The sequence below is a fragment of the Neptuniibacter marinus genome (assembly GCF_965223595.1).
In the GTDB taxonomy this organism is placed as follows: Bacteria; Pseudomonadota; Gammaproteobacteria; order Pseudomonadales; family Balneatricaceae; genus Neptuniibacter; species Neptuniibacter marinus.
The window spans coordinates 2,357,907-2,382,740 of sequence record NZ_OZ245004.1 but is presented as its reverse complement, the minus strand read 5'-3'; the positions used below and the strand labels follow the sequence as shown (position 1 = coordinate 2,382,740).

30 protein-coding genes are annotated in these 24,834 nt (G+C 44.1%); 22 read left to right on the top strand and 8 right to left on the bottom strand.

The features are described from left to right. Nucleotides 1–31: 31 nt before the first annotated feature. From ACOQOE_RS11365 to ACOQOE_RS11335, 7 genes are all read left to right on the top strand, one after another. Nucleotides 32–952, top strand: a complete 921-nt coding sequence (locus ACOQOE_RS11365; protein WP_420554051.1) for an urease accessory protein UreD — start codon at nt 32–34, stop codon at nt 950–952. Between the two features lie 76 nt (nt 953–1,028). Beyond that, on the top strand, nt 1,029–1,331 hold the full coding sequence (locus tag ACOQOE_RS11360) for an urease subunit gamma (protein WP_067869238.1): 303 nt from the start codon (nt 1,029–1,031) through the stop codon (nt 1,329–1,331). A 28-nt stretch (nt 1,332–1,359) separates the two neighbouring features. Then, nucleotides 1,360–3,423, top strand: coding sequence for an urease subunit alpha (gene ureC, locus ACOQOE_RS11355; RefSeq protein WP_420554050.1), 2,064 nt, complete (start codon nt 1,360–1,362; stop codon nt 3,421–3,423). A 44-nt stretch (nt 3,424–3,467) separates the two neighbouring features. Continuing rightward, a complete protein-coding gene (locus ACOQOE_RS11350) occupies nt 3,468–3,911 on the top strand; it encodes an urease accessory protein UreE (protein ID WP_303418463.1) in 444 nt (147 codons plus the stop codon). 7 nt (nt 3,912–3,918) lie between these two features. Next, nucleotides 3,919–4,662, top strand: coding sequence for an urease accessory protein UreF (locus ACOQOE_RS11345; protein WP_420555476.1), 744 nt, complete (start codon nt 3,919–3,921; stop codon nt 4,660–4,662). A 63-nt stretch (nt 4,663–4,725) separates the two neighbouring features. Next, nucleotides 4,726–5,373 (top strand): urease accessory protein UreG, encoded by a 648-nt coding sequence (gene ureG, locus ACOQOE_RS11340; RefSeq protein ID WP_303418461.1) that lies wholly within the window; start codon nt 4,726–4,728, stop codon nt 5,371–5,373. Nucleotides 5,374–5,410: 37 nt separating this feature from the next. Continuing rightward, entirely contained in the window at nt 5,411–5,620 is a 210-nt protein-coding gene (locus tag ACOQOE_RS11335; protein ID WP_067869247.1) for a hypothetical protein, read from the top strand. 191 nt (nt 5,621–5,811) lie between these two features. Here ACOQOE_RS11335 and ACOQOE_RS11330 read toward each other — a convergent pair whose 3' ends face one another. Further along, nucleotides 5,812–6,777: an integron integrase gene (locus ACOQOE_RS11330; RefSeq protein ID WP_420554049.1), complete on the bottom strand. Its 966-nt coding sequence runs from the start codon at nt 6,775–6,777 to the stop codon at nt 5,812–5,814. 349 nt (nt 6,778–7,126) lie between these two features. Between ACOQOE_RS11330 and ACOQOE_RS11325 the strand changes: the two genes are divergently transcribed. Beyond that, the gene (locus ACOQOE_RS11325) at nt 7,127–7,402 is read left to right on the top strand and encodes a hypothetical protein (protein WP_420554048.1); all 276 of its coding nucleotides are present in this window, start codon (nt 7,127–7,129) and stop codon (nt 7,400–7,402) included. Between the two features lie 85 nt (nt 7,403–7,487). Here ACOQOE_RS11325 and ACOQOE_RS11320 read toward each other — a convergent pair whose 3' ends face one another. The 3 genes from ACOQOE_RS11320 to ltrA (ACOQOE_RS11310) all read right to left on the bottom strand — a co-directional run bounded on the left by ACOQOE_RS11320 (nt 7,488) and on the right by ltrA (ACOQOE_RS11310) (nt 9,714). After that, nucleotides 7,488–7,700: a hypothetical protein gene (locus tag ACOQOE_RS11320; RefSeq protein WP_420554047.1), complete on the bottom strand. Its 213-nt coding sequence runs from the start codon at nt 7,698–7,700 to the stop codon at nt 7,488–7,490. A gap of 73 nt (nt 7,701–7,773) precedes the next feature. Next, nucleotides 7,774–8,232 (bottom strand): hypothetical protein, encoded by a 459-nt coding sequence (locus tag ACOQOE_RS11315; RefSeq protein WP_200365884.1) that lies wholly within the window; start codon nt 8,230–8,232, stop codon nt 7,774–7,776. Nucleotides 8,233–8,379: 147 nt separating this feature from the next. Continuing rightward, nucleotides 8,380–9,714 carry a group II intron reverse transcriptase/maturase gene (ltrA, locus tag ACOQOE_RS11310; RefSeq protein WP_420554038.1) on the bottom strand — a complete coding sequence of 445 codons (1,335 nt, stop codon included), beginning with the start codon at nt 9,712–9,714 and terminating at the stop codon, nt 8,380–8,382. A 606-nt stretch (nt 9,715–10,320) separates the two neighbouring features. Here ltrA (ACOQOE_RS11310) and ACOQOE_RS11305 point away from each other — a divergent pair. Further along, complete coding sequence (locus ACOQOE_RS11305) at nt 10,321–11,031, top strand: hypothetical protein (protein WP_420554046.1); 711 nt, start codon at nt 10,321–10,323, stop codon at nt 11,029–11,031. A gap of 68 nt (nt 11,032–11,099) precedes the next feature. Here ACOQOE_RS11305 and ACOQOE_RS11300 read toward each other — a convergent pair whose 3' ends face one another. Together ACOQOE_RS11300 and ACOQOE_RS11295 are read right to left on the bottom strand one after the other, a co-directional pair. Beyond that, nucleotides 11,100–11,447, bottom strand: coding sequence for a group II intron maturase-specific domain-containing protein (locus ACOQOE_RS11300; protein WP_420554045.1), 348 nt, complete (start codon nt 11,445–11,447; stop codon nt 11,100–11,102). Nucleotides 11,448–11,625: 178 nt separating this feature from the next. Next, nucleotides 11,626–12,594: a transposase gene (locus ACOQOE_RS11295; RefSeq protein WP_420554044.1), complete on the bottom strand. Its 969-nt coding sequence runs from the start codon at nt 12,592–12,594 to the stop codon at nt 11,626–11,628. 30 nt (nt 12,595–12,624) lie between these two features. On the opposite strand from ACOQOE_RS11295, the gene ACOQOE_RS11290 reads away from it, so the two are divergent. Together ACOQOE_RS11290 and ACOQOE_RS11285 are read left to right on the top strand one after the other, a co-directional pair. Next, nucleotides 12,625–14,487, top strand: a complete 1,863-nt coding sequence (locus ACOQOE_RS11290) for an RHS repeat domain-containing protein (RefSeq protein ID WP_420554043.1) — start codon at nt 12,625–12,627, stop codon at nt 14,485–14,487. Then, entirely contained in the window at nt 14,484–15,182 is a 699-nt protein-coding gene (locus ACOQOE_RS11285) for a hypothetical protein (RefSeq protein WP_420554042.1), read from the top strand. The genes ACOQOE_RS11290 and ACOQOE_RS11285 overlap by 4 nt, the downstream gene beginning before the upstream one ends. A 494-nt stretch (nt 15,183–15,676) precedes the next feature. Here ACOQOE_RS11285 and ACOQOE_RS11280 read toward each other — a convergent pair whose 3' ends face one another. Next, entirely contained in the window at nt 15,677–16,645 is a 969-nt protein-coding gene (locus ACOQOE_RS11280; protein WP_420554041.1) for a transposase, read from the bottom strand. Nucleotides 16,646–16,786: 141 nt separating this feature from the next. Here ACOQOE_RS11280 and ACOQOE_RS11275 point away from each other — a divergent pair, with 141 nt between their 5' ends. The 3 genes from ACOQOE_RS11275 (at nt 16,787) to ACOQOE_RS11265 (ending at nt 17,874) form a co-directional block, all read left to right on the top strand. Next, on the top strand, nt 16,787–17,173 hold the full coding sequence (locus ACOQOE_RS11275) for a hypothetical protein (RefSeq protein WP_420554040.1): 387 nt from the start codon (nt 16,787–16,789) through the stop codon (nt 17,171–17,173). A gap of 153 nt (nt 17,174–17,326) precedes the next feature. Next, on the top strand, nt 17,327–17,593 hold the full coding sequence (locus ACOQOE_RS11270) for a transcriptional regulator (protein WP_067869991.1): 267 nt from the start codon (nt 17,327–17,329) through the stop codon (nt 17,591–17,593). Then, on the top strand, nt 17,542–17,874 hold the full coding sequence (locus tag ACOQOE_RS11265) for a type II toxin-antitoxin system RelE/ParE family toxin (protein WP_420554039.1): 333 nt from the start codon (nt 17,542–17,544) through the stop codon (nt 17,872–17,874). The genes ACOQOE_RS11270 and ACOQOE_RS11265 overlap by 52 nt, the downstream gene beginning before the upstream one ends. Nucleotides 17,875–17,945: 71 nt before the next feature. Here ACOQOE_RS11265 and ltrA (ACOQOE_RS11260) read toward each other — a convergent pair whose 3' ends face one another. Further along, nucleotides 17,946–19,280, bottom strand: a complete 1,335-nt coding sequence (ltrA, locus tag ACOQOE_RS11260; RefSeq protein ID WP_420554038.1) for a group II intron reverse transcriptase/maturase — start codon at nt 19,278–19,280, stop codon at nt 17,946–17,948. A gap of 724 nt (nt 19,281–20,004) precedes the next feature. On the opposite strand from ltrA (ACOQOE_RS11260), the gene ACOQOE_RS11255 reads away from it, so the two are divergent. The 8 genes from ACOQOE_RS11255 to ACOQOE_RS11220 all read left to right on the top strand — a co-directional run bounded on the left by ACOQOE_RS11255 (nt 20,005) and on the right by ACOQOE_RS11220 (nt 24,811). Then, nucleotides 20,005–20,691, top strand: coding sequence for an EAL domain-containing protein (locus ACOQOE_RS11255; RefSeq protein WP_231868005.1), 687 nt, complete (start codon nt 20,005–20,007; stop codon nt 20,689–20,691). 372 nt (nt 20,692–21,063) lie between these two features. Then, nucleotides 21,064–21,339: a hypothetical protein gene (locus tag ACOQOE_RS11250; protein WP_420554037.1), complete on the top strand. Its 276-nt coding sequence runs from the start codon at nt 21,064–21,066 to the stop codon at nt 21,337–21,339. A gap of 744 nt (nt 21,340–22,083) precedes the next feature. Further along, nucleotides 22,084–22,413 carry a type II toxin-antitoxin system RelE/ParE family toxin gene (locus tag ACOQOE_RS11245; RefSeq protein ID WP_420554036.1) on the top strand — a complete coding sequence of 110 codons (330 nt, stop codon included), beginning with the start codon at nt 22,084–22,086 and terminating at the stop codon, nt 22,411–22,413. Beyond that, on the top strand, nt 22,406–22,693 hold the full coding sequence (locus ACOQOE_RS11240; RefSeq protein ID WP_420554035.1) for a helix-turn-helix domain-containing protein: 288 nt from the start codon (nt 22,406–22,408) through the stop codon (nt 22,691–22,693). The genes ACOQOE_RS11245 and ACOQOE_RS11240 overlap by 8 nt, the downstream gene beginning before the upstream one ends. A gap of 5 nt (nt 22,694–22,698) precedes the next feature. Continuing rightward, complete coding sequence (locus tag ACOQOE_RS11235) at nt 22,699–22,929, top strand: hypothetical protein (RefSeq protein ID WP_420554034.1); 231 nt, start codon at nt 22,699–22,701, stop codon at nt 22,927–22,929. Between the two features lie 469 nt (nt 22,930–23,398). After that, nucleotides 23,399–23,653 (top strand): type II toxin-antitoxin system Phd/YefM family antitoxin, encoded by a 255-nt coding sequence (locus tag ACOQOE_RS11230; protein WP_420554033.1) that lies wholly within the window; start codon nt 23,399–23,401, stop codon nt 23,651–23,653. Further along, entirely contained in the window at nt 23,646–23,906 is a 261-nt protein-coding gene (locus tag ACOQOE_RS11225; protein WP_420554032.1) for a Txe/YoeB family addiction module toxin, read from the top strand. The genes ACOQOE_RS11230 and ACOQOE_RS11225 overlap by 8 nt, the downstream gene beginning before the upstream one ends. A gap of 128 nt (nt 23,907–24,034) precedes the next feature. Beyond that, entirely contained in the window at nt 24,035–24,811 is a 777-nt protein-coding gene (locus ACOQOE_RS11220; RefSeq protein WP_420554031.1) for an NERD domain-containing protein, read from the top strand. Nucleotides 24,812–24,834: the final 23 nt, after the last annotated feature.

Sequence of the window (24,834 nt, the reverse complement as noted above, 5' to 3'; positions counted from 1 at the left end):
GCATTAGCCTTGGAATTAGGTTCGAATATAGATGAATAATTGGGTAAACCCTATAACAGAACGATTACCTAACACAGGTAAAGAGTCAAAGTGGGAAGCCGAACTTAGCCTTGGGTTAAGCAAAACCACCCGCGGGTCAGTTCTTAAAACCTGTGCTCATAAAGGCCCACTTTATGTGCAGAAGGCGTTTTATCCAGAAGGCAGAGATCTTGCTCATCTTTACCTTCTTCATCCGCCCGGCGGTATGGTCTCGGGTGATGATCTACGTATCAATGTAGATATGTCACCTAATGCCCATGGGCTTATCACTACTCCCGGTGCGGGGCGGGTTTATAAAGCCCGTGCTGATAAAACACTGCAAACTCAGCATATTCAATTGCGTTTAGCATCCGGCAGTAGCTTAGAATGGTTACCTTTAGAAAATATCATCTACCCCGGCGCACATACTCAGTTGCATACAGATATTCATCTTGCTGAAAATAGTCGCTTTATTGGTTGGGAGATTAGCTGTTTTGGTCTAAAAGCCAGCCAGCAACCCTTTAACCATGGCCAATTAGCACAGCGTTTGCAGATCTTCCAAGCGGGACGTTTAAAAGTACGCGAAGCCTTATCACTTAATCCAGAACAGCATCATTTTATGCATAGCCGTGCAGGTTTAGCGAACCGATCGGTAAATGGCTTGCTCATTGCAGGCCCGTTTTCAGGTGAGAATCAAGTCGATGAGCTACTTAGCGCTTTGCAGACGCAATGTACTGAATTAACAAAGGTAAAAGCGGCGAATAACCCACCGCCTGCACTGGCTGCGGTTAGCTTGAACGGCGAATTTATGCAGATAAGGTATTTAGGTGATTGCTCGGAACAGGCTCGCTTATTGTTTACTCGTTGCTGGCGTTTATTACGACCTGCGTTGATCGAACGGGAGGCGTGCGAACCAAGAATTTGGGCAACCTAAAAGCCCGCTATAAAACATAACAATGAATTGTAATGAAGCATCCAAATTTAATTACACCTGGCCAAAGAGGTGAGTAATGGAACTGTTACCAAGAGAGAAAGATAAGTTGCTGGTGTTTACGGCAGCATTACTGGCAGAGCGACGCCTTAACCGTGGCTTGAAACTGAACTACCCCGAAGCGATGGCCTATATCAGTATGGAAATAATAGAGGGCGCACGTGATGGAAAAACAGTTGCGGAATTGATGAGCTACGGTAAAAGCCTTTTAACAGCTGAGCAGGTGATGGACGGGGTACCGGAATTGATCCACGAAGTACAAGTGGAAGCGACATTTCCCGACGGCACTAAATTAGTCACCGTTCATAACCCAATTAACTAAATGTTGATGGCGCGAAGAGGATAGAACCATGATTCCAGGCGAGATTCAGGCAGCAGAGGGAAGCATAGCGCTTAATGCTGGCCGTAAAACGCAAACCATCCGAGTTGAAAACAGTGGCGACCGTCCAGTACAGGTAGGCTCTCACTATCACTTTTTTGAGGTTAACCCCGCATTAGAATTTGATCGTGAAGCGACGAAAGGTTATCGCCTGAACATAGCGTCGGGTACGGCGGTAAGGTTTGAGCCGGGCCAAGGCCGTGAAGTTGAATTGGTTGAGTATGCGGGCAGTAAAACGATCTATGGATTCCGCGGCGATGTAATGGGAACGCTTGAGCTCGACGAGTCATTTTCAGGCGCCTCATCAAAAACCTCATCAAAAACCTCGTCAAAAACAATGGACCGCACCAGTTATGCGCAGATGTTTGGTCCAACAACCGGGGATAAGGTTCGCTTAGGTAATACAGATCTCTGGATTCAGGTTGAGAAAGACTTCACCACCTATGGCGACGAAGTAAAGTTTGGTGGTGGTAAAGTCATCCGTGATGGCATGGGACAAAGCCAGCTTACCAACGATATCGCCATGGATCTGGTTATTACCAATGCACTCATACTTGATCATTGGGGTGTAGTTAAAGCGGATGTGGGCATTAAAGAGGGGCGCATTGCCAAAGTAGGCCAAGCGGGGAACCCGGATATACAAGATAATGTGGATATAGTGATCGGTCCCGGAACCGAAATTATCGCAGGGGAGGGTTCTATCCTTACCGCGGGTGGTATCGATGCGCATATTCACTTTATCTGCCCTCAGCAGATCGATGAAGCCTTGATGTCGGGTGTAACTACGATGATTGGCGGTGGTACAGGGCCAGCAACCGGCACTAATGCAACAACCTGTACACCCGGTCCGTGGAATATTGGCAAAATGCTACAAGCAACCGACAATATGCCGATGAACTTAGGCTTTTTAGGTAAAGGGAATGCAAGTTTACCTGAGGCTTTAGAAGAGCAACTTGAGGCCGGTGTTTGTGGTTTAAAACTACATGAAGACTGGGGAACGACCCCCGCGTCAATAGATAACTGTTTAACCGTTGCTGATAAGTACGATGTACAAGTAGCGATTCATACCGATACTCTGAATGAATCGGGGTTTGTTGATGACACTATAGGTGCGTTTAAAGGCCGTGTTATCCATACCTACCACACAGAAGGAGCGGGCGGTGGCCATGCGCCTGATATTATTCGGGCCTGTTCCTATCCTAATGTGATGCCATCATCCACTAACCCTACACGTCCGTTTACGGTAAATACGGTGGATGAGCATTTGGATATGTTGATGGTTTGTCATCATCTAGATAGCAATATCCCTGAAGATGTGGCCTTTGCCGATTCCCGTATTCGTAAAGAAACCATAGCCGCCGAAGATATCTTCCACGACCGAGGTGCCTTCAGCATGATCTCCTCCGACTCCCAAGCGATGGGACGTGTTGGTGAAGTGATCACCCGTACTTGGCAAACAGCCCATAAAATGAAAACGCAGTTTGGCTTATTGGCAGAAGATCTAGCCGGAGGTACTGATAATTTTAGAGCCAAACGTTATATCGCTAAATACACGATTAACCCGGCTATTACCCACGGTATTTCGCATGAAGTCGGTTCTATCGAACCGGGCAAGTTGGCGGATTTAGTGTTGTGGAAACCGGCGTTCTTTGGTGTAAAACCCTCCATGATTATTAAAGGCGGTATGATTGCCGCCGCGCCGATGGGGGATCCAAATGCTTCAATTCCGACTCCACAACCTGTGCACTATCGTCCTATGTTTGGTTCTTGTGGTTCAGCACCCGCTAAAACCAGCGTAACTTTCGTCAGTCAGGCCGCTTTAGATAATAATATTGCCGAGAGCTTAGGCTTGCAGCGTCGTTTATCTGCCTGCGCGAACACACGAAATATCAGCAAATCCGATATGGTACTCAATGACTGGATGCCTGATATTACGGTTGATCCACAAACCTATGAAGTCCGCGCAGATGGTGAAATGCTAACCTGTGAACCGGCAGAAGAGCTGCCTTTAGCACAGCTATATACCCTGTTTTAAGGTTGTTTTATAAGCGCGAGATTTAATAAAGAGTGAGACGTTAGATGCTAGAAGTTTATGAACGTTTAGGCACACACTGCCATCATCAAGCGGATAGCCGTGTAGTGCTAACCCATGAGCAGCGTGATCGAGGCCGCCTTAAATTGATCAGTGATCAAGGTGAAGAGGTGCGTGTTTTTCTTGAGCGCGGCAAACCTTTGCTGGTGGGCGAATATCTAAAAACCACCTGCGGACGTTATATCAAAGTGGCGGGCGCTGTTGAATCGGTTGCCTTAGCCTCAAGTGATGATTGGCACCAATTTTCCCGTGCTTGTTACCACTTAGGGAACCGTCATACAAAAATAGAGGTGGGTGAGCGCTGGTTAAGAATTAAGCCCGATCATGTACTAGAGGAGATGCTAGTACAGTTAGGTTTAGTCGTTACGCATGAAGAAGCGATCTTTGTTCCTGAATCTGGAGCTTATAGTCATGGTCACTCCCATCACTAAGGCGAGGATGCTGCAACCAGAACCTACGACGTCAACGACTAAGTCTGTTGAGGACGCAGAGGCCATTTTAACTAATGATCGTGCCCTGTTCCGTTTAATGCAGCTTAGTAGTGCGAGTTTACCCGTGGGGGGATACTCCTTTTCTCAAGGTTTGGAGTACGCCATTGATTGCGGTTGGCTTGGTAAACAGGTGGATGTCCATGAATGGTTGGAGATGCAGTTATTGCATGCGGTCGCCCAAGTAGATCTCCCAGCACTTAGATTATTGATGGATGCAGCAAACCGCAAAGATTGGGACGAGGTTAAACGCTTAAATGATCTGGTATTAGCTTGCCGCGAAAGCAAAGAACTTAGGCTAACCGATACCGCAATGGGCGAAGCCTTAGTTCGCTTACTCAATAGCTTAAATATAGAGCAGCCTTTTGCCCATGGCCGAGGCAGCATTCCTGAAGAGGTTAGCTTTATAACGCTATTTGCTATCGCCGCCGCCCATTGGAAGATCAACTACGCCAGTGCAGCCTTAGGTTTTGCATGGTCTTGGTTAGAAAACCAAGTGGCAGCGGCCACTAAGCTAGTACCACTAGGGCAGACCCAAGCACAGATCTTATTAGGTGATCTGCAACCTATACTAAGCCGCGCCTTAAAAATAGCTGCGCCAATAGAAGAAGAACAGATCGGCGCTGGCTTACCCGCATTAGCTATCGCGAGTGCCTTACATGAACAACAATATTCACGGTTATTTCGTTCTTAATATTTATACAAACAGAAAATAACTACGGAATAACGACAGAATGACAACAGAGGTAAACAATAGATGAGTAAACCAAAGCAAACACTACGAGTTGGCGTAGGTGGCCCCGTCGGATCCGGCAAGACGGCACTGTTGAGATCACTCTGTGCCGCTATGAAAGATCATTATGATATAGCGGTCGTCACTAATGATATTTACACCCAAGAAGACGCTAAGTTTCTCACCGAACATGAAGCGCTTAGTGCAGACAGAATTATCGGTGTAGAAACGGGCGGTTGTCCCCATACTGCTATACGTGAAGATGCCTCAATGAACCTCGCCGCAATCGATCAACTAATCGAACGTCATGGGGATCTAGATGTCGTCTTTGTCGAAAGCGGTGGTGATAACTTAAGCGCGACCTTTAGTCCTGAACTGTCGGACCTTACTATCTATGTGATTGATGTATCAGCAGGTGATAAAATCCCACGTAAAGGTGGGCCGGGTATTACCAAATCGGATCTACTTATTATCAATAAAATCGACTTAGCTCCTCTTGTTGGTGCATCTCTTGAAGTGATGGATACCGATGCAAAGCGAATGCGTGGTGAACGTCCATTTGTATTTGCTAATCTAAAACAAGCGAAAGGTTTAGATGATATTATCCAATTTATTATTAGCGAAGGCATGCTAACGGCTAAAACTTTACCACCTGCCGTTGCTGTTGTTTAAACATGGCTTACGTATTCAAAAAAGGGGAAAAGAACATATGAAAAAAATTGCAAAAGTAGGGATCAGCACATTAACCGGCGCTGCTGCATTAACGTCATCACTACCTGCACTAGCGCACTCAGAACACGCCAGCATTATGAGCGGTATTGTTCATTTTATGACAGAGCCGGATCACCTAGCGATCTCTGGTTTAGTGTCTCTAGCCTTAATTTTTATCGTTCGTCGAATGGGCAAGAAAAAGGTTTAAAGGCATCCTAGTCAACGAGTAAAAGAGGTGCCAACCTTTAATAGGGCTTCGGCCAAAGGTTGGCCTCCTACAGAAATACGCTGATGTAGAGCTCACCCTTTGTGCCGGACAGGAATCAGAGATAAGGTGCTTGGTTTTCTGCCGCGTATAGCCTACTTTGCATTAGAAGGGGTTTTCTCTCTACTTGCGCGTTATAGCGCTAAAGCATCTAATGGGCTACTGGTTCCTGCATAGTGAAGTCCGATGACATGTGTATAGATTTGAGTCGTTTTAACATCGTTATGTCCCAGTAATTCTTGTACTGTCCTAATATCCCTACCTCCTTGGAGCAAATGGGTTGCGAAGGAATGTCGAAATGTATGACAGGTGACTCTTTTATCGGTTATGCCAGCGTCTATCAATGCCTTTCTCAACGCTTTACCTATCACCGTATCGTGCAAATGATGGCGGCACTGGATCGAAGAGCCAGGGTAATTACATATAGTGGTAGAGGGGAAAAGATACATCCATTTATGTTGGCGAAATCCATTTGGATATTTCTTGCTGAGACCATGAGGCATAGAAGGGCCGGTACCTCGCTTATTATCTTCTATTTGTATTTTCTTCGCTTTTAGGATGAGCTCTTCTAATTCATATTTTAGGGAAGGGCTTAATAGTGTTTTTCGATCTTTATTTCCTTTACCGTCCCTTATAGTAAGTGCGTTTTCCTTTAAATCAATATCTTGAATGCGTAACCTCAAACATTCATTTAGTCTAAGTCCACTCCCATAAAGCAGCTTTATAACTGTTCCGTTCCGACCACTCATACAACGGATAATTCTTTGTACTTCTTCTTTAGAAAGGACCGTAGGTAAGTGCCTTTGCTTGGTTGCATAACGAAAGTTGAGATCACCTAAGGGCTTATTGAGAACTTTGTGGTAGAGAAAAACTAATGCATTCAAAGCAACTTTTTGTGTGTTAACAGCTACTGAGCGATTTTCAGCCATACTAGAAAGATAGTTTTTGACCTCCTCAGCTCCCATGGCTGCAGGATGTTTTTTGTGGTGGAAGTAGATAAATTGCTTTATCCAATAAATATAGGTTTTTTCAGTACGAATGCTGTAACCGCGTAGGCGAATATCTTTACGTACTTTCGTAAGAAATGGACTTTGAGACATGAAATTACCTCCTTGTAATTACTGTTTATTTATACAGTATATTTTTAGAGGTTACAATATTTATACTATTTTACAAAATTTCTTGTATAAAACGGTGCTTGTATTGTCACCATGCTTAGGTTAAAAATATTTATAAATCAGAGAGATGGATGTCTGGCATGGATAGATATACGGACCCCCGTATATCAATTGTTAATACGCATGCTTGATTTGTCACGGAAGAGTACGATTTGATTCTTTAGTTTCTCCTTCCTTTTCAAATAATTACATCTATTTTTAATCAAAGCGGTGTGGGTAGATACACGGACCCCCGTATATACAAATGTTATGTGTTCCTAGGGAGAGAGTCGTGAAATTTAGAGACGACTACGGCGTTTATATATGCAGTCACATATTTCACGAGGGCAAGCAAATATTGGAAGCTATCCGCGATCCAGATGGGAATTGGCAATTTTTTTGTGGACAGGAGCACGATTTAGATAATGAAGATTGTCATCTTGTTGGAGTAGGTCACTTGGCGTCCAAAGACTCAACAATTCACGAACTTACAATTTTGCAGCCCGGCGAGTTTGCTGAAAGGGAATCGCAAAACGATAATTGGCAATTCGGAGAGCTAGAGCTGTGAATCCGAAACACATAACCAGGCCAGGCAAGCCGACCCGTTTTCCACTGCGCTTTGCTCCGTTTCAAACGGTCGGTTGCTGGCGGCGTTATTTGGCGCACGTTATGTCAAACCGAATGCGGTAAATGTTACTGTCCAGATAGCCGTAGTTTCCGCATTTGTCGAAAACAATAGGTAGGCACTCATCGTCCATCCCGATTCCAGAAAACCCCATTCTTGGATCGAGCCCGGCATCTTTCATTAGTGTGTCTGAGTTATCTATCGTTAGCCCAACAACATGATCATAAATACTGATTTCCATTCCTATCTCCTCGCGCCAAATAACAAGGCGCTTAATTCTGAATCTCGTTTCACTCACTCAAGTTAGCGCGTGGTTATGTGTACTCATTGATACTCGGCGTGTTACGGGCGACTTGAACTTTCTCTAAAAAGGAATAAGCATCCTCAAGTAAGTCTGTTGGCAAATTCATACTTTTATTAAAGTCAATTCTAGCTGTAAGCGTTTCGAACATGTTGAATTTATTATTCATTTTAGCATCCGCTTCCGGCGTTCCAGTTGTGTCGATTACACTCCCATCACTATTAACCTTTAGAAGTGGCGGGGGGAGGAATGCTGAGCTTAAATCACCCTCGCCAGCTTTCATTAAGGCGCTGGCAAGAGCCATTGACTCGTTGTAGTTCATATTCTTTGGGTCAAATGTTTCGGCAAGTTCACGAGCTAGCGGTTGGTTGGGTTGTGTGTTGCCAGTCATCGTTGTTTGGGGCGGCATATTGTTGCCGCTTTTTTGTGTTGGTGTTATAGCTGAAGTCGCTATTGCACTTCCAATTTGCATGGTTAGCCCCTAGTATCATTAGTTAAAAATTAAGTGTTGCAAGGTGTATGCCATTAAACTAGTGAAGCCAAACACATAATCGGGTAGCCGAGGGTCTCTAACCCTCAGCCCCCACAACACCCTGCATGCGGATCCGCACAGGGCGTTTCACTGAGAATGGTGAAGCTTGATCCATCCATCGCGCAATTCATAAAGCCCCTGAGATTTTAAGTAAGCATTGGATAATGCCTGATTAATCCCCGGTGTTTTAGAGCTTCGCCATGGGCCTTTACTGGTAATGCCACACGCAACAGCCGCCTGTACGTGGACGCCTCGACTCATCAGGTTCCTGACCTTGGTGCGTGGCTTTCGCCACTGCCGCCAGTAAGCCATCCTTATTCTGCGCCGAATCCAATGATCTAGATCGACGCAGAGTTGGTAGCAATTGGCGATGCCAAAATAGTTAATCCAGCCACGTATAAATTGGCTGGTTTTGAAGAGCTGATATTTCATCGACACCCCCCAGTTACGATTCGTTAACATGCGTATCCGCTGCTTAAATTTCAGTAGCGTTTTCTCATGCCATTGAATACGACCAGCCTTGAAGGTAAACCCCAAGAACTTACTCTCACTGGTTTTAACGACGCGACTTTTATCGGTATTGACGACCAGCTTCAAGCGGTTTTGCAAGTACTGACTGATACTGCGTAGTACGCGTTCACCTGCTCGCTGACTCTTTACCACTATCGTAAAGTCGTCGGCATAGCGAGCAAACTTATGGCCACGTTTCTCAAGTTCTTTGTCCAGAGGATCGAGCATGATGTTCGCTAGTAGCGGCGATAGTGGCCCGCCTTGCGGTACACCTTCTCGGCTCACACCATAGAACTGGTTGTCGACAAACCCAGCTCGCAGGTATTGTTTAATCAATCGTAGAAGACGTTTGTCCTTCACCTTGTCACCAAGGCGCGTCATCAGCAGATCGTGATTAACTCGGTCAAAGAACTTAGACAGATCGACATCGACCGCGAAGCGGCGACCTTCCTTGATGATGTCTCGCACCTGCTTTACCGCCTGTTGCCCATTTCGATTTGGCCGGAATCCAAAACTATTGTTTGAGAAATCGGGATCAAAAATAGGCGTAAGGACTTGGGCAATCGCTTGCTGAATCACTCGATCACAGACGGTTGGAATCCCCAGTTGGCGAGTACCACCATCGGGTTTATCGATTTCAACGCGTCTGACCGGTGAGGGCGTATATCGACCTGTTGCCAGTTCGGTAGTGACCTTCGTCCAGTGTCCTGCTCTTGCCCATACGGGAAATTCGTTGATAGTCATGCCATCCACTCCTGCAGCCCCTTTATTGGCTTGAACGCGTTTCCATGCCGCTGAGAGGTTATCCCGTTGCAGCACACGCTCAAATAGATCGTTACTAAAGGCTGGCTTCAGATCACTACGCTGAATCACGTCATCGCCTGACGGCGTTCGTGCGTTCAAGTGTGACAAGGCTCCTCCTTTATTCTTAATGTTCAGGCCTTCACCATGTATCAGCCATTACGCTGACCGTTGGGCTACTATGCCGTCTGCTGACTTCTGCTTAATCACTGGCAAAGTTACCTCTGCCAGCGCTATCGGTTTGTATCTAGTTCGCTCTCCACTGGCGATACATTCAGCGGAGCCAAGGCACTTATTGACCAGAGCCTTACTGGTGGTTTACCGATCGCTTGTTAAGCAGATCTCCCCAGATAAGAGCATGAACTGTCCCTGCGCAACTGCATCATTTACGGTGGCCGTTAGATCACACGGCTTCGTTGTCTTGTGCCAACTCGCCTCCAGCCTACGCCTCATATGATGTTCTTGTTCATCAGCTCGCAGTTTTGCGTCAGGCTTCCTTTAGACCGTCCCTCGCAGGTTGGCCCTTGCCATTCGCTAGTAGTTATCATCTAATAAACGATATAAATCGCTATGGATGGTGACCTTCCTACAGAGGACTTTCACCTCATTAGTTCATACCCATGCTGGGCGTACACAAGTGCAGGCACGGCGACGCCTACTACATTGCGCCTTCGGCTCCATTTCGCAGGCGCGCATGCTGCAAGCGTTAGCACTCATATGAAATTTGAACTTCTTACAGGAAAACGAGCTTTAGGTAGTGCCTATTCGAAAGACTATACGGAATGGGCAGAGTCTTTGCTGTACGAAAATGTTGAATCCGAAAACGTCGCTATTCTAGCCAGTATGGGTTACGAACGAGCCCCTGACTCAGAAGAAGTTGAAATATATTTTCAGAAGTCGCTCAAGGATCTTGGTTTAATCCTTCCTGATGAAAAGGAAGGTCTAAAAATCTACGCAAAAGCTCTTTGTGAGCAAATCATATCCGGTGATCTTGACACAGAAAAAGGCGTAAGCATTCTAGAAAGTTTTTACTTAAAATCTGATTATGAAGCAATTTATAGTATTTGGGATGCGCTTAGTGAAGATTTGTGGATGGTTAATGACCGCGACGGCTGTATTTTTAACTCTGGATTAACCGCTGAAAATAAAGGCGAATACATAAAGGGAGTGGCGGCACAATTCACAGATCTTCTTGAAACGAACCTACCTGATCGTTTCTTTTGTTTGTGTGCATGCCCAGAGTGCGGTTATATCGGCGAAAATAAACTTGAGGTTGTAGATAAGCCATGGTTGCCAGATAGGCTCTACAGGCTTATTTATAAACGAGGCCAAACGCAAAGAGCTATATGTGCCAATTGTAAAAGGCCATTTCCAAACAATATGAGCGATTATGAAGGTCGTAAGCAGTATCTCAGCAAAAAGTGCTAATCGGGTAGCCGAGGGTCTCTAACCCTCAGCCCCCACAACACCCTGCATGCGGATCCGCACAGGGCGTTTCACTGAGAATGGTGAAGCTTGATCCATCCATCGCGCAATTCATAAAGCCCCTGAGATTTTAAGTAAGCATTGGATAATGCCTGATTAATCCCCGGTGTTTTAGAGCTTCGCCATGGGCCTTTACTGGTAATGCCACACGCAACAGCCGCCTGTACGTGGACGCCTCGACTCATCAGGTTCCTGACCTTGGTGCGTGGCTTTCGCCACTGCCGCCAGTAAGCCATCCTTATTCTGCGCCGAATCCAATGATCTAGATCGACGCAGAGTTGGTAGCAATTGGCGATGCCAAAATAGTTAATCCAGCCACGTATAAATTGGCTGGTTTTGAAATAAACAGGGACATGCACTTTTAAAAAAAACCTTCATTCCTTCGTTATAGGTTTTGCAGTTAGGCTTTGTTTTTACTTCAAGTGGCTGATTGATGGTTTTGAGTGTTTATTGGGAGGTATTCGGTGTTTTTGATGTAGCGGTATCTCTCAGCGATTGAGCTGATATTTTATCGGTTGTAGATAAGAAAGGGTGAAGTTAGGCCGCTTGGTTATGCCTTCGTTTTCGTGCGAATTTTTTGTGATAAAGCCTTTCAAACTGAGTGGCGTTATTCAGCCATTCTTCTTGGTTTATTTCTAATCTTTCTAGTATGGGTGGTAGGTGTGCGGATATAGCTCCGCGTTTGTCATCGCGTAAGATTCGGCCTGTCATATCGACTAAGGTTAGATAATCCTCTAGGCTGAATAGAATACCCTGCTGTTCTTTGTTTCGGATATTTCCTTCAAATTGTGCCAGAGGTTTTACAGGGGATTGGAAATATTGCAAAGCAAGCAGTGCTTTTTGAGAGTCTATCGCGGATGTTGAATTGAATTCCGGGTTTATGCGCTCTTTGATGCTCGTATGCTTTGAGTCTTCCGGTGTTTTGGCTATATCAGCGCGTATAGGGTTTAGATCTACATAGGCCATGCAAGACAGTAATGCTTCTTCGGTTAGCAGGGCTTGTGATTTATAACGAGACTCCCAGAAGTGGCCGGTGCACTTGTCTTCTTGATTAGCTTGGCGAGCAATGGGTTCATTTAGACATTTCATAAACCAACTAAGGTTAGCTAAGCGTTCCCGGTAGACTTCTATCATATCACTCACTGTATCAAGTTGAGCTTTGCTGAGAGACTCACCTGCTTGCCATTGCTGAATCAGTAAGGGACCTTTGAATAAACTTAACCAACGCGTTACAACTTCGGTATTTGACCAATTTTGTGCTTGAGTAGGGCAGAGTTTAATCACAATATGAAGATGGTTTGACATCACGGCATAGGCGCAGATATCAATGGAAAAGAGTGAAGATAGAATGCGTATTCGGTCTTCGATCCATTGACGACGGTGTTCGTAGTCTTTACCTGTTGAGTGATCCAAGCCACATAAAAACGAGCGGCGAACACAACGAGAAACAATATGGTAATAGGGGGTATCTTGAACGGATACGAGTTCCTTTCTTGGGCGAGTCATCGGTAAATCCTTTTATCGAAGTAATGAATAATGCTGGCTTTGATCTTAGGATTGAGTAAGGGTATTGTCAATTTAAGGGTGCCTGTCCCCTCACTTTTTGATGGTTTAAGCAGTATCTACAACTACGATCCTTCTAATGGTCTGTTACTGCAACAACAAACCGGCTTTGCCAACTTCGATAAACTACGTGACCTTAACTACCAATACGATCAACTGAATAATGTCACCCAGCGCGCAGACCTTATTGCTGAAGTGGAAGAGGACTTTACTTACGACAACCTAGACCGACTAAAGAGCTCGACGGTCGTCAGCACAGCTGCCGGTGAAAACCTCACCGAAACCAAAACCTATGCCTACGATACCTTAGGCAACATCACCCATAAGTCAGACTTAGGCGACTACCAATACAATGGACCACGTCCTCATGCAGTGACCTCCGCAGGCGGCAACACATACGCCTACGATGACAACGGTAATATGATTAGTGGCGCTGGGCGTACGATTACTTGGAGCAGCTTTAACAAACCGATCAGCATGGCGAAAGATGGTAAATATGTTGACTTCGCCTACGCACCAGACCGTGCCCGCTACCTAAAAACCGGCAGCGATGGCACAAAAACACTCTACCTCGATAAAATCTATGAACTGATCACCAAAGGCCAAGAGGTGACCCACAAACAGTTTATCTACGCAGGTAGCAGCCTTGTCGCGGTACATGTCTCAGGGCTTGACCACAATGGCTCAGTTATTCCGGTCCAAACCCGCTACATGCACAAAGATAACCTTGGTAGCGTTGATACCATCACCGATGGCACTGGCACCGTGGTTGATCGTATGAGCTTTGACCCGTTCGGAAGCCGCCGTCAAAGTAACTGGCGCGAAGCCACCGTCGGTATCAATCTGATTCCTGTACTGACCAATCGTGGCTTTACCGGTCACGAGCATATTGATGAGATGGATCTTATCCATATGAACGGGCGGGTGTACGATGCGGTTCTCGGACGTTTTATCTCTGCAGACCCGGTTATCAAGGAAGGCTTCAGCTCACAGAACTTTAGTCGCTATAGTTATGTCTTAAACGCGCCTAATAAGTATACTGACCCTAGTGGTTTTACGCAGAAAAGTGGTTACGGTTCTGTTTATGAATGGAATGACTGGTCAGTAGGCCTTGAAATCTCTCAGGAGAGTTACCAAACTATGGGGCCTACAGTTGTTAGGTATAATGCAACCTCACAAAGTGCATTGACCAACTATAATCAATCGACAATTTATTCGGATATAGTGATTCCCATCTTAACTAGTATAAATCAGGGGTATAATAGCTTATTTGGTGGGGCGACAACGGATTTCTTTAATTCGGTCTGGGCTAATGGGGGGAATCCTTATAGTACGGAGTTTATAAATTCGCTTAATGGTGTAAATTATGCGCAGAAGGGAGGTTTAAGAGAAACAGAAGCACAGAGAGAGCTTCGTTTGGCTGGTGATGTTGAGGGTTACTACAAAGCACGAGATGCTGCTGGGGATGCTTATGCGGCAAGAGCTTTGATGGTGGTTCAAAATCAATGTACCTCTGCTAATGCCTGCTTTATGGCTTTGGCTAATTTTGGGTTGCATGGCACAGCGTTTATTAATGGTGTCGATGTCGATACTCGAGATGTGCAAATTAGGCTAATGAATGCCCACGCTTTGGCAGTCAATGCAGATAATCTGGGTGTGCCTGGGTTGTTAAATCCAAGGCAAATTGCCGTATATCATCATCAGGTTTTCAATGATTTAGGTTTGCCTAATGCTACATTTGGTGGAACTCCGTTGACAGGCATGTTGTGGGAAGCCGATGTGTCGAGATATTACGTTCCTGGTTTAGATTGGTGTAAGGGGTGTGATACGCAATGAAAACACTGAATATCCTAGTTTGCTTTTTCATACTGGTCTGTGGTTCGTTACCGCAAATAAGCTTTGGTTCCGAAGTGATTTACAACATAGGTGCGCATAAGTTTTCTGTTCCCCAAAAAAATATCCCGGATCTATCTCCGTGGTCTTGGGTGAAGTCGGTAGTTGGGCTTGATCAAGATGTGGATAGCTTTATTTTTGAATTTTCTGGTGATGAGATTAAGTTGCACATTGGCGCATATACGCCAACGAGAAACTCTCTTGATCAGAAAGTTATTGGCGCCGTGTATCACGTCAGTCAGGACGAAAAAAACAGGTTTGATGCGCCTGAAAAATACTCAAACCTTTGGTACGCGACTAAAAATTATGGCTCTAGAGAAGTTCTGTTTGATGAAAACAGTGGTTATTACTTTGTATTTGAGAAAACAGGTTATCGCGGGCTATTTTATGTTTTCTCAAGGCCTCCTGAAGGAGAACTTCCTGCGAGCATAGATGATTTTTTTGTTGCGGGCTGTTCTGGCTCTAGTACAACGGAGTTGCGGCATGTTAGTTGTTCAAAGCAGATTTTTATTGCAGATGATTTAGTTGTTGATTTCTCTGTTTCTTTAGAGAACTTGGTGTCGCTAGTGAATGTTGTTTCTTTTTTAAGGGCAACGTTTACCGAATGGAGAGTTAGTCAACTGGGTGCTAAGGCCTAGTAAATGCCTTCAGAAGGCCCTTCACAACGATCTGAATGTAAGCAACAGCAGAATGGGACATCCACAAATTATTAAACCTTGACAAACTCTTTTCCAAGCCCAGCCTATCGCTGGGCTTTTTGGTTTAAGGGGCTGCCTGCTGAAAATAAGCAGGGACATGCACTTTTAAAGTAAAATAAGCAGGGACATGCACTTTTAAAGAAGGCCTCATTGATAAAAAAAATAAGCAGGCGGCCTTTGCCGATAAAAAGGGACATGCGATAAAAAGGGACATGCACTTTTAAATGATAAAAAGATAAAAAGGGATAGGCACTCTTAAAGAAAGGTCCCTTCATTTCTTCGTTATCGGTTTTTCAGTTAGGCTTTGTTTTTACTTCAAGTGGCTGATTGATGGTTTTAAGTGTTTATTGGGAGGTATTCGGTGTTTTTAAGGCAGTGGTATCTCTCAGCGATTGAGCTGATATTTTATCGGCTGTAGATAAGAAAGGGTGAAGTTAGGCCGCTTTGTTATGCCTTCGTTTTCGTGCGAATTTCTTGTGATAAAGCCTTTCAAACTGAGTGGCGTTATTCAGCCATTCTTTTTGGTTTATTTCCAACCTTTCTAGTATGGGTGGTAGGTGTGCGGATATAGCTCCGCGTTTGTCATCGCGTAGGATTCGGCCTGTCATGTCGACCAAGGTGAGATAATCCCCAAGGCTGAATAGAATACCCTGCTGTTCTTCGTTTCGGATATTTCCTTCAAATTTTGCCAGAGGTTTTACTGGGGATTGGAAATGCTGCAAAGCAAGCAGTGCTTTTTGAGATTCTATCGCGGATGTTAAATTGAATTTCGGATTTATGCGCTCTTTGATGCTCGTATGCTTTGAGTCTTCCGGTGTTTTAGCCATATCGGCGCGTATAGGGTTTAGATCTACATAGGCCATGCAAGACAGTAATGCTTCTTCGGTTAGTAGAGCTTGCGATTTATAACGAGACTCCCAGAAGTGGCCGGTGCACTTGTCTTCTTGATTAGCTTGGAGAGCAATGGGTTCATTTAGACATTTCATAAACCAACTAAGGCTAGCTAAGCGTTCTCGGTAGACTTCTATCATATTACTCACTGTATCGAGCTGAGCTTTGCTGAGAGACTCACCTGCTTGCCATTGCTGAACCATTAAGGGGCCTTTGAATAAACTTAACCAGCGCGTTACAACTTCAGTATTTGACCAGCGTTGTGCTTGAGTAGGGCAGAGTTTAATCACAAGATGAAGGTGATTTGACATCACGGTATAGGCGCAGATATCAATGGAGAATAGTGAAGATAGAATGCGTATTCGGTCTTCGATCCATTGACGACGGTGTTCGTAGTTTTTACCTGTTGAGTGATCCAAGCCGCATAAAAATGAGCGGCGAACACAACGAGAAACAATATGGTAATAGGGGGTATCTTGAACGGATACGAGTTCCTTTCTTGGGCGAGTCATCGGTAAATCCTTTTATCGATGTAATGAATAATGCTTGGCTTTGATCTTAGGATTGAGTAAGGGTATTGTCAATTTAAGGGTGCCTGTCCCCTCACTTTGTGCCCAGGTTTTATCTTAGCTATTGTTTGCGTGCTGTATGCCATGAGCCAGTATTCAAATAGCATCGCGCAATCAGTAAATAGTTCCACTAGTAAATACAATTCTTTAGAAGATATTGAGGTTTACAATATATCTAAGTTAAGTAATTTTACTAATTACTCAAACGAGGGAAGGAAAGAGGAGTTTATATTTACCGGTGAGCTTAAAAACAAATCCCAAGAGAAAAGTTATGAGAAGCTCATGATTGAAATAGATATCTATGATGCTGATAACAAGTTTATATTTAAGTGCGGCGGATGGAGTGGTACCGGCATTGTTCTTAGAGCATTAGAAACCACAACGTTCCAAAGAACCTGCCATCGTATGCCAGCCGAAATTGCAACTAAATATAGCAGCCATAAAGTTTTAATTAAGCAACATGGTTTTTAGGAAATTAAAGTTAAACAATAAACACATAACAAAGAACAGCAGTCGATCGTCGCTGCGCTCCTCCGACTGTGTTAGGCGTTATAAGTCACTCGCTCTATCTAGTTTCCTGTAGTATTATGTATTACATGTGAACACATGTGTATGGAGCCGACTATGAGCGTTACTAGTATTCGCCTTAATAATGAGGTTGAAAGGCCTCTAGAGAACCTTTCAGTTAAATTAGATAGAAGTAAGAATTACCTTATAAATCAGGCAGTTAAAGAGTTTTTAGCCCGTCAGGCCATGGAAGATTCTCGCTGGGAAGACACCCTCCAGGCCCTAGATTCCGTAAAATCAGGCAAATCCATCAATGGCGCTAAAGTTGAAGAATGGCTTCAGAGCTGGGGCTCCAAAGGCGAGAAGGCATCACCTCAAGAGTGACTATTTCTTATACGCCGGAAGCTGTAGGTGACCTGTCTCGGTTACGGGAATTCATTGCCGAAAAGAACCCAAATGCAGCTCAAAGGATTGCTGGCGAACTTCTAGAAGGTATCAGTAAACTCGAGACGTTCCCCAGAATGGGCTTACCGGTAGCTAAAGCGCCTGACCCTGAGCTCATTAGAGATTTATTTGTAACTTCGTACACTGTACGCTATCTCATAGCTAGTGAAGAAATTCACATCTTGCGTGTATGGCACAACAAAGAAGCCGAAAAAAGCTGATAATCGGGTAGCCGAGGGTCTCTAACCCTCAGCCCCCACAACACCCTGCATGCGGATCCGCACAGGGCGTTTCACTGAGAATGGTGAAGCTTGATCCATCCATCGCGCAATTCATAAAGCCCCTGAGATTTTAAGTAAGCATTGGATAATGCCTGATTAATCCCCGGTGTTTTAGAGCTTCGCCATGGGCCTTTACTGGTAATGCCACACGCAACAGCCGCCTGTACGTGGACGCCTCGACTCATCAGGTTCCTGACCTTGGTGCGTGGCTTTCGCCACTGCCGCCAGTAAGCCATCCTTATTCTGCGCCGAATCCAATGATCTAGATCGACGCAGAGTTGGTAGCAATTGGCGATGCCAAAATAGTTAATCCAGCCACGTATAAATTGGCTGGTTTTGAAGAGCTGATATTTCATCGACACCCCCCAGTTACGATTCGTTAACATGCGTATCCGCTGCTTAAATTTCAGTAGCGTTTTCTCATGCCATTGAATACGACCAGCCTTGAAGGTAAACCCCAAGAACTTACTCTCACTGGTTTTAACGACGCGACTTTTATCGGTATTGACGACCAGCTTCAAGCGGTTTTGCAAGTACTGACTGATACTGCGTAGTACGCGTTCACCTGCTCGCTGACTCTTTACCACTATCGTAAAGTCGTCGGCATAGCGAGCAAACTTATGGCCACGTTTCTCAAGTTCTTTGTCCAGAGGATCGAGCATGATGTTCGCTAGTAGCGGCGATAGTGGCCCGCCTTGCGGTACACCTTCTCGGCTCACACCATAGAACTGGTTGTCGACAAACCCAGCTCGCAGGTATTGTTTAATCAATCGTAGAAGACGTTTGTCCTTCACCTTGTCACCAAGGCGCGTCATCAGCAGATCGTGATTAACTCGGTCAAAGAACTTAGACAGATCGACATCGACCGCGAAGCGGCGACCTTCCTTGATGATGTCTCGCACCTGCTTTACCGCCTGTTGCCCATTTCGATTTGGCCGGAATCCAAAACTATTGTTTGAGAAATCGGGATCAAAAATAGGCGTAAGGACTTGGGCAATCGCTTGCTGAATCACTCGATCACAGACGGTTGGAATCCCCAGTTGGCGAGTACCACCATCGGGTTTATCGATTTCAACGCGTCTGACCGGTGAGGGCGTATATCGACCTGTTGCCAGTTCGGTAGTGACCTTCGTCCAGTGTCCTGCTCTTGCCCATACGGGAAATTCGTTGATAGTCATGCCATCCACTCCTGCAGCCCCTTTATTGGCTTGAACGCGTTTCCATGCCGCTGAGAGGTTATCCCGTTGCAGCACACGCTCAAATAGATCGTTACTAAAGGCTGGCTTCAGATCACTACGCTGAATCACGTCATCGCCTGACGGCGTTCGTGCGTTCAAGTGTGACAAGGCTCCTCCTTTATTCTTAATGTTCAGGCCTTCACCATGTATCAGCCATTACGCTGACCGTTGGGCTACTATGCCGTCTGCTGACTTCTGCTTAATCACTGGCAAAGTTACCTCTGCCAGCGCTATCGGTTTGTATCTAGTTCGCTCTCCACTGGCGATACATTCAGCGGAGCCAAGGCACTTATTGACCAGAGCCTTACTGGTGGTTTACCGATCGCTTGTTAAGCAGATCTCCCCAGATAAGAGCATGAACTGTCCCTGCGCAACTGCATCATTTACGGTGGCCGTTAGATCACACGGCTTCGTTGTCTTGTGCCAACTCGCCTCCAGCCTACGCCTCATATGATGTTCTTGTTCATCAGCTCGCAGTTTTGCGTCAGGCTTCCTTTAGACCGTCCCTCGCAGGTTGGCCCTTGCCATTCGCTAGTAGTTATCATCTAATAAACGATATAAATCGCTATGGATGGTGACCTTCCTACAGAGGACTTTCACCTCATTAGTTCATACCCATGCTGGGCGTACACAAATTGCTTCAGTTGATTCCCTACACTCTGTTTGATTTGCGCTAGAAAAATATTGGCGCAAATCAAACTCCATTCCGGTCACAACTGAGCAAGGCGTTATATTTAATGAGGACTGTATGATGACAAATCCCCCAATAATTTTTGACAGGTTTTCATGCGATAATTGCGCCGATAAAAGCAGTCTTGATTTCGAGTTCACCATGGCTTTTCAGCCTATCATTAACTGCCAGACAAAGCTGATATTTGGGTACGAGGCATTAGTTCGTGGCCTAAATAACGAATCTGCTTATTCGATTATATCTAAAGTAAACGATGATAATCGCTATCTGTTTGACCAGCTCTGTCGCGTAAAAGCAATAAGCCTAGCATCAAAATTGAAACTCGAATCTATGCTCAGCATTAACTTTCTCCCAAAAGCAGTTTATAAACCTGAACGCTGTATACGTACTACTATAGAAGCCGCCAAAGTACATGATTTCCCTATAGATAAGATTATGTTTGAATTTACAGAGGTTGAAAAAATTGATGATAGTAATTTCGTAAAAGAAATAGTTGAGTATTACAAAAATATGGGGTTTAAAACGGCTATTGATGACTTTGGTTCAGGATATGCTGGGCTAGGCTTATTGGCTGATTTTCAGACAAACATAATTAAGTTAGATATGGATCTTATTCGCAATATAGATAAGGATAAGCCAAGACAACTTATAATTAAAAATTGTTTGAGATTATTTCATGATCTAAACATAACCCCATTGGCAGAGGGTATAGAAACTAAAAATGAAATGAATTGGTTGCAAGATGCCGGCATTGAATTGATGCAGGGCTATTTATTCGCCAAACCAGGGTTTGAATGCCTGCCACAAGTAAATTTCGGTGAAATATAAATATACAAGGCACTCCAGTTGACCACCAAAATCGTCGCTTCGCTTGCTTTTGGGTTCAAGTGAGTTTCATCGTTGGTATGACTCCCACTGTCAAGTTTAAGCACAGTTCTACCTGCTTTTTCGTTTAAAGCCCTTTACGACCTCAGTAAACTTTTTGTGAGTGTCTAAGCCAATAAAAATTATGCTACTGTTAATCATGCTGACCTCCGACTGGTATTGTTAACAGATACAGTATGGCTCTGGCTTTTAGCTAACCCACGAAAATGGAGGTCAGCACCTCGTGGGAGTCATTATGTCTATGTGCATGCAAGTTCTGACAAATGTTTTATAGATCACGAAAGGAAACCTAACAATTAGGCAAAGGAGTTGTTGATGAAGTTAATGTTATTTCCGAGTTACGTTTTGGCTGTATTACTTATTTATGGTAATACAGTGTTTGCAGACACACTTGCTTATCGGGACAAGGCAGACCAATGTATTGAACACGGATACAAACTCTGTTGGCGCTTTTGTCTTGCGGCCGCTAAGCAACAAGAGGCAGGTCAAACGGTTAAGTTTGGAGAGCAGTGTGATGCTGAACACAACAAAAAATTTACGAATAAACCCTACCAATCGAAAGCCGATCCAGATTATCTTCCTTCAGGTTAGTGGTGGTTTGGTAATGATGTTGTAGGCATATATCGACATAATGCTGGCAGGGCTAGACATATCATTGACGCACCATCACATCCGAAATGGAAAGAAAAATGTGCAAGTACAGCGCGTATTGAGCCATCAATGATAAAGTCACTGATGGAAAACGGAAAAACGTTACAAAAAGGAATCAAAGTTCATTTGAGCAAAATACAAGTTAAGGCAATATCCAGCAATCGGTTTGAATGTAAGGCGGTGAAGGTTGAGGTGCTTGATTAACCATGAAATGGACTGATTTTGATAAAATGCCTAACACTGTGCTGTAGCTGGAATAATTGGGGTCAGAGTAAAATGAAATATTTAATCTTTTGAAACTTAAGTTAAATCAAAAATAACTTTAGTCTGCCCCCCGATGATTATTAGATTTGTATTTGCACTTACTAAAAACATACAATCCACTCAACCCGACCGCGCTAACGCACGGCCGATTAGCTTAAACGTTGGTATGACTCCCACTGTCAAGTTTAAGCACAGTTCTATCTGCTTTTCGTTTAAGGCCCTTTACGACATTAGTAAACTCTTTGTGAGTGTCTAAGCCAATAAAAATTATGCTACTTTAATCATGCTGACCTCCGACTGGTATTGTTAACAGATACAGTATGGCTCTGGCTTTCAGCTAACCAACGAAAATGGAGGTCAGCACCTCGTGGGAGTCATTATGTCTATTCGGCAATAGACATCGCTTGACAAGGTACGGCATTGCCGTATTTTTGCCTCATAATCTTTATAGAAACAAGCTTCTTTACTAAACTGCTTCCAGATTATTTATCAGATGATGAATATCGTAGTTTGCAATCTTACCTTCTTCAAAAACCAGACGCCGAGGATATTGTAAAGGGCTCTGGTGGTGTCAGAAAGGTAAGGTGGGCCTCTTCAGGAAAAGGCAAAAGTGGTGGCGTGCGCGCTATTTACTATTGGAAGAAGGCTGAACATGAGATATGGATGCTCACTATGTACAGTAAATCGGAGCGAGCGACTATCGCAGGTCATGTGTTGAAACAAATAGCAGAGGCAATCGACAATGAATAATAGAGATATAGATGCCGAAATTCTTGCAGGTATAAATGAGATTAAGGAATATAAAAAGGGAAAGGTTTCTCTACGCAATAACGAATTAAGTGAGCCATCTGCGCCACAGGTTATTCGCTCTAAATTAAAAATGTCTCAGGTTATGTTTGCCGGTTTACTCGGTGTAAGCACAAGAACTTTACAGGATTGGGAACAGGGAAGAAGAAACCCTCAAGGACCAGCAATTGCATTACTAAGGATAGCTGAACAACATCCTGAAGTTTTTAGTGAGTTAAGATAAGCGCATTGGCTAATAACAAATCAATGAAGACGGACGTTCGCAAAGAGCGCGATCGCTGCTCATTGAGGCGTTGGTATGAATATGACAACAACGGTATCGATCATCTCGCTTTTACTACTGAGTTTCGTGGTTTTCCTGACTACATTGGTAGAAGTGACTACGTGTACTCAGGGCAGTCTCGATGTTTGGCTTGTATCATTATTCGTGTTCGTGCCAGCAATTGTAGGTCTTTCTAGCGTTGCTCTCATTGGGCGAGCGCGAAGAGCTTTTATACGCTGGTTCACATTGCCTGTGTTATTGGCGCTACCGTTGTCCAGTTATCATGTAGTCCGATATATCATCGGCATTAATTTAAAAGGGGAGCATCCTTGTAGCATTGCCACGGGAACGGATTTCGAATCTTTTCCTCTGGAGCCATGGGTACCTTATTGGGCCCCCATCCATTTTGCGGCGCTTGTTTTTTGCAGCTGGGTTGTCATCCAATTTTGGTTCGGCAAGAGAAAAGGCTAATAAGGTTATCAACTTGATGCACCATACTCCGCGCCTTTTTGGGGCGGCTACGCGACCTTACCCAAAAAGCCACTCCATATGTGGCACAGATTATCATGGCGTTAACTGCTAGTAGAGTCTACATGTTCATCTATCTGTACAGGTTTGAATGGAGCGTATATAATTGTTCCATTAATTGTACATGTGGAGGTTCTTATGAGAATCGTATCTTTTACTGAAGCTCGTAACGGTTTGAAACGTGTTTTAGACGGTGTGGTTAATGATGCCGATACAACCGTTATTACCCGTCGAGATGCTGAAGATGCTGTGGTTATGTCCTTAGATTATTACAACAGCTTAATGGAAACTGTTTATTTGTTGCGTTCTCCAGAAAATGCCGAGCATTTGAATCGTTCAATTGCCCAATACAAAGCCGGTCAAACAACACGACGGGACTTGATTGATGAATAGTCGTTTACTGTCAACTGATGAAGCTTGGAACGACTATGTGTATTGGCAAGAACAAGATAAGAAAACCTTAAAACGGATCAATAAATTAATCACAGATGTTAAACGTTCTCCTTTTGAGGGTATCGGTAAACCGGAGCCACTGAAAGAGCACTTAGCTGGTTTTTGGTCACGGCGAATAGATGATAAAAATCGCTTAATTTATGCTGTAAACGATCAAGCAATAACAATCCTGTCATGTCGTTATCATTACTAGTATTAAAGGGGCCAGACTCCTTTAAACTTGTTTCAAATGATTACATCTATTTTTAACGAATAGTGATGAGGGAAAATACACAAACCCCCGTATATACAAATGTTAAGTGAAAAAGGTATTACCAAGAAATGGACGTCACACCAATAATCAATCAATTGTTCAGTATGTTTTGGTATGTAATACCATTAGCCATATTAGCTGGTCTCTTCAAGTCACCTTGGTTCAAGGGTGTATTAGGAGAGTTTCAAGTTAATCTACTTTTAAAGCTATTCTTACCAAAAGATAAATACTTCCTTATTAAAAACGTCACACTCCCTACAGAAGATGGAACGACACAAATTGATCATATTTTAGTCTCAAAATATGGTGTGTTTGTCATAGAAACAAAAAACATGAAGGGGTGGATATTTGCCTCTTCCAATCAAAAGCAGTGGACACAAAGAATATTTAAACATTCAAGTAAACTTCAAAACCCAATACATCAAAACTACAAGCATATAAAAACACTTGAAAGCTGTTTAAGCATTCCACTTGAAAGCATTTTTTCAGTCATCGTATTTATTGGCGACAGCACCTTTAAAACTGACATGCCTCGCAATGTAACCTATGCCGGCGGGTGCATTAAATACATTAAATCAATACACACCGAGATTCTAAGCCAAAATCAAGTACATGATGTTATCAGCACTATTCAGAATGGTAGGCTCCAACCAGGCATGAAAACTAACCGCGACCATGTCACACATGTAAAACAAATAGTTAGCTCAAAGAAAAGTGATAAGATTTGCCCTAAATGCGGTTCTGGAATGATAATAAGGGAGTCGAAAAGAGGGGCTAATGCAGGTAAAAATTTTTGGGGCTGTTCAACCTTTCCAAGGTGTAGAGCAGTTGTAAAAATAACCTAAAAAGTCACTCAACTAAGGCGCCG

Excerpts from the sequence above, each read along its gene's own strand:
- ureC (WP_420554050.1), top strand. The coding sequence starts at position 1,360 with ATGATTCCAGGCGAGATTCAGGCAGCAGAGGGAAGCATAGCGCTTAAT.
- ACOQOE_RS11230 (WP_420554033.1), top strand. The coding sequence starts at position 23,399 with ATGAGAATCGTATCTTTTACTGAAGCTCGTAACGGTTTGAAACGTGTT.
- ACOQOE_RS11280 (WP_420554041.1), bottom strand. The coding sequence starts at position 16,645 with ATGACTCGCCCAAGAAAGGAACTCGTATCCGTTCAAGATACCCCCTAT.
- ACOQOE_RS11275 (WP_420554040.1), top strand. The coding sequence starts at position 16,787 with ATGAGCCAGTATTCAAATAGCATCGCGCAATCAGTAAATAGTTCCACT.
- ACOQOE_RS11350 (WP_303418463.1), top strand. The coding sequence starts at position 3,468 with ATGCTAGAAGTTTATGAACGTTTAGGCACACACTGCCATCATCAAGCG.
- ACOQOE_RS11345 (WP_420555476.1), top strand. The coding sequence starts at position 3,919 with ATGCTGCAACCAGAACCTACGACGTCAACGACTAAGTCTGTTGAGGAC.
- ACOQOE_RS11240 (WP_420554035.1), top strand. The coding sequence starts at position 22,406 with ATGAATAATAGAGATATAGATGCCGAAATTCTTGCAGGTATAAATGAG.
- ACOQOE_RS11295 (WP_420554044.1), bottom strand. The coding sequence starts at position 12,594 with ATGACTCGCCCAAGAAAGGAACTCGTATCCGTTCAAGATACCCCCTAT.
- ureG (WP_303418461.1), top strand. The coding sequence starts at position 4,726 with ATGAGTAAACCAAAGCAAACACTACGAGTTGGCGTAGGTGGCCCCGTC.
- ACOQOE_RS11220 (WP_420554031.1), top strand. The coding sequence starts at position 24,035 with ATGGACGTCACACCAATAATCAATCAATTGTTCAGTATGTTTTGGTAT.
- ACOQOE_RS11335 (WP_067869247.1), top strand. The coding sequence starts at position 5,411 with ATGAAAAAAATTGCAAAAGTAGGGATCAGCACATTAACCGGCGCTGCT.
- ACOQOE_RS11265 (WP_420554039.1), top strand. The coding sequence starts at position 17,542 with ATGGCTTCAGAGCTGGGGCTCCAAAGGCGAGAAGGCATCACCTCAAGA.
- ACOQOE_RS11360 (WP_067869238.1), top strand. The coding sequence starts at position 1,029 with ATGGAACTGTTACCAAGAGAGAAAGATAAGTTGCTGGTGTTTACGGCA.
- ACOQOE_RS11270 (WP_067869991.1), top strand. The coding sequence starts at position 17,327 with ATGAGCGTTACTAGTATTCGCCTTAATAATGAGGTTGAAAGGCCTCTA.
- ACOQOE_RS11305 (WP_420554046.1), top strand. The coding sequence starts at position 10,321 with ATGAAATTTGAACTTCTTACAGGAAAACGAGCTTTAGGTAGTGCCTAT.
- ACOQOE_RS11330 (WP_420554049.1), bottom strand. The coding sequence starts at position 6,777 with ATGTCTCAAAGTCCATTTCTTACGAAAGTACGTAAAGATATTCGCCTA.
- ACOQOE_RS11250 (WP_420554037.1), top strand. The coding sequence starts at position 21,064 with ATGAAGTTAATGTTATTTCCGAGTTACGTTTTGGCTGTATTACTTATT.
- ACOQOE_RS11290 (WP_420554043.1), top strand. The coding sequence starts at position 12,625 with ATGCTGGCTTTGATCTTAGGATTGAGTAAGGGTATTGTCAATTTAAGG.
- ACOQOE_RS11320 (WP_420554047.1), bottom strand. The coding sequence starts at position 7,700 with ATGGAAATCAGTATTTATGATCATGTTGTTGGGCTAACGATAGATAAC.
- ACOQOE_RS11315 (WP_200365884.1), bottom strand. The coding sequence starts at position 8,232 with ATGCAAATTGGAAGTGCAATAGCGACTTCAGCTATAACACCAACACAA.
- ACOQOE_RS11285 (WP_420554042.1), top strand. The coding sequence starts at position 14,484 with ATGAAAACACTGAATATCCTAGTTTGCTTTTTCATACTGGTCTGTGGT.
- ACOQOE_RS11225 (WP_420554032.1), top strand. The coding sequence starts at position 23,646 with ATGAATAGTCGTTTACTGTCAACTGATGAAGCTTGGAACGACTATGTG.
- ACOQOE_RS11365 (WP_420554051.1), top strand. The coding sequence starts at position 32 with ATGAATAATTGGGTAAACCCTATAACAGAACGATTACCTAACACAGGT.
- ACOQOE_RS11255 (WP_231868005.1), top strand. The coding sequence starts at position 20,005 with ATGGCTTTTCAGCCTATCATTAACTGCCAGACAAAGCTGATATTTGGG.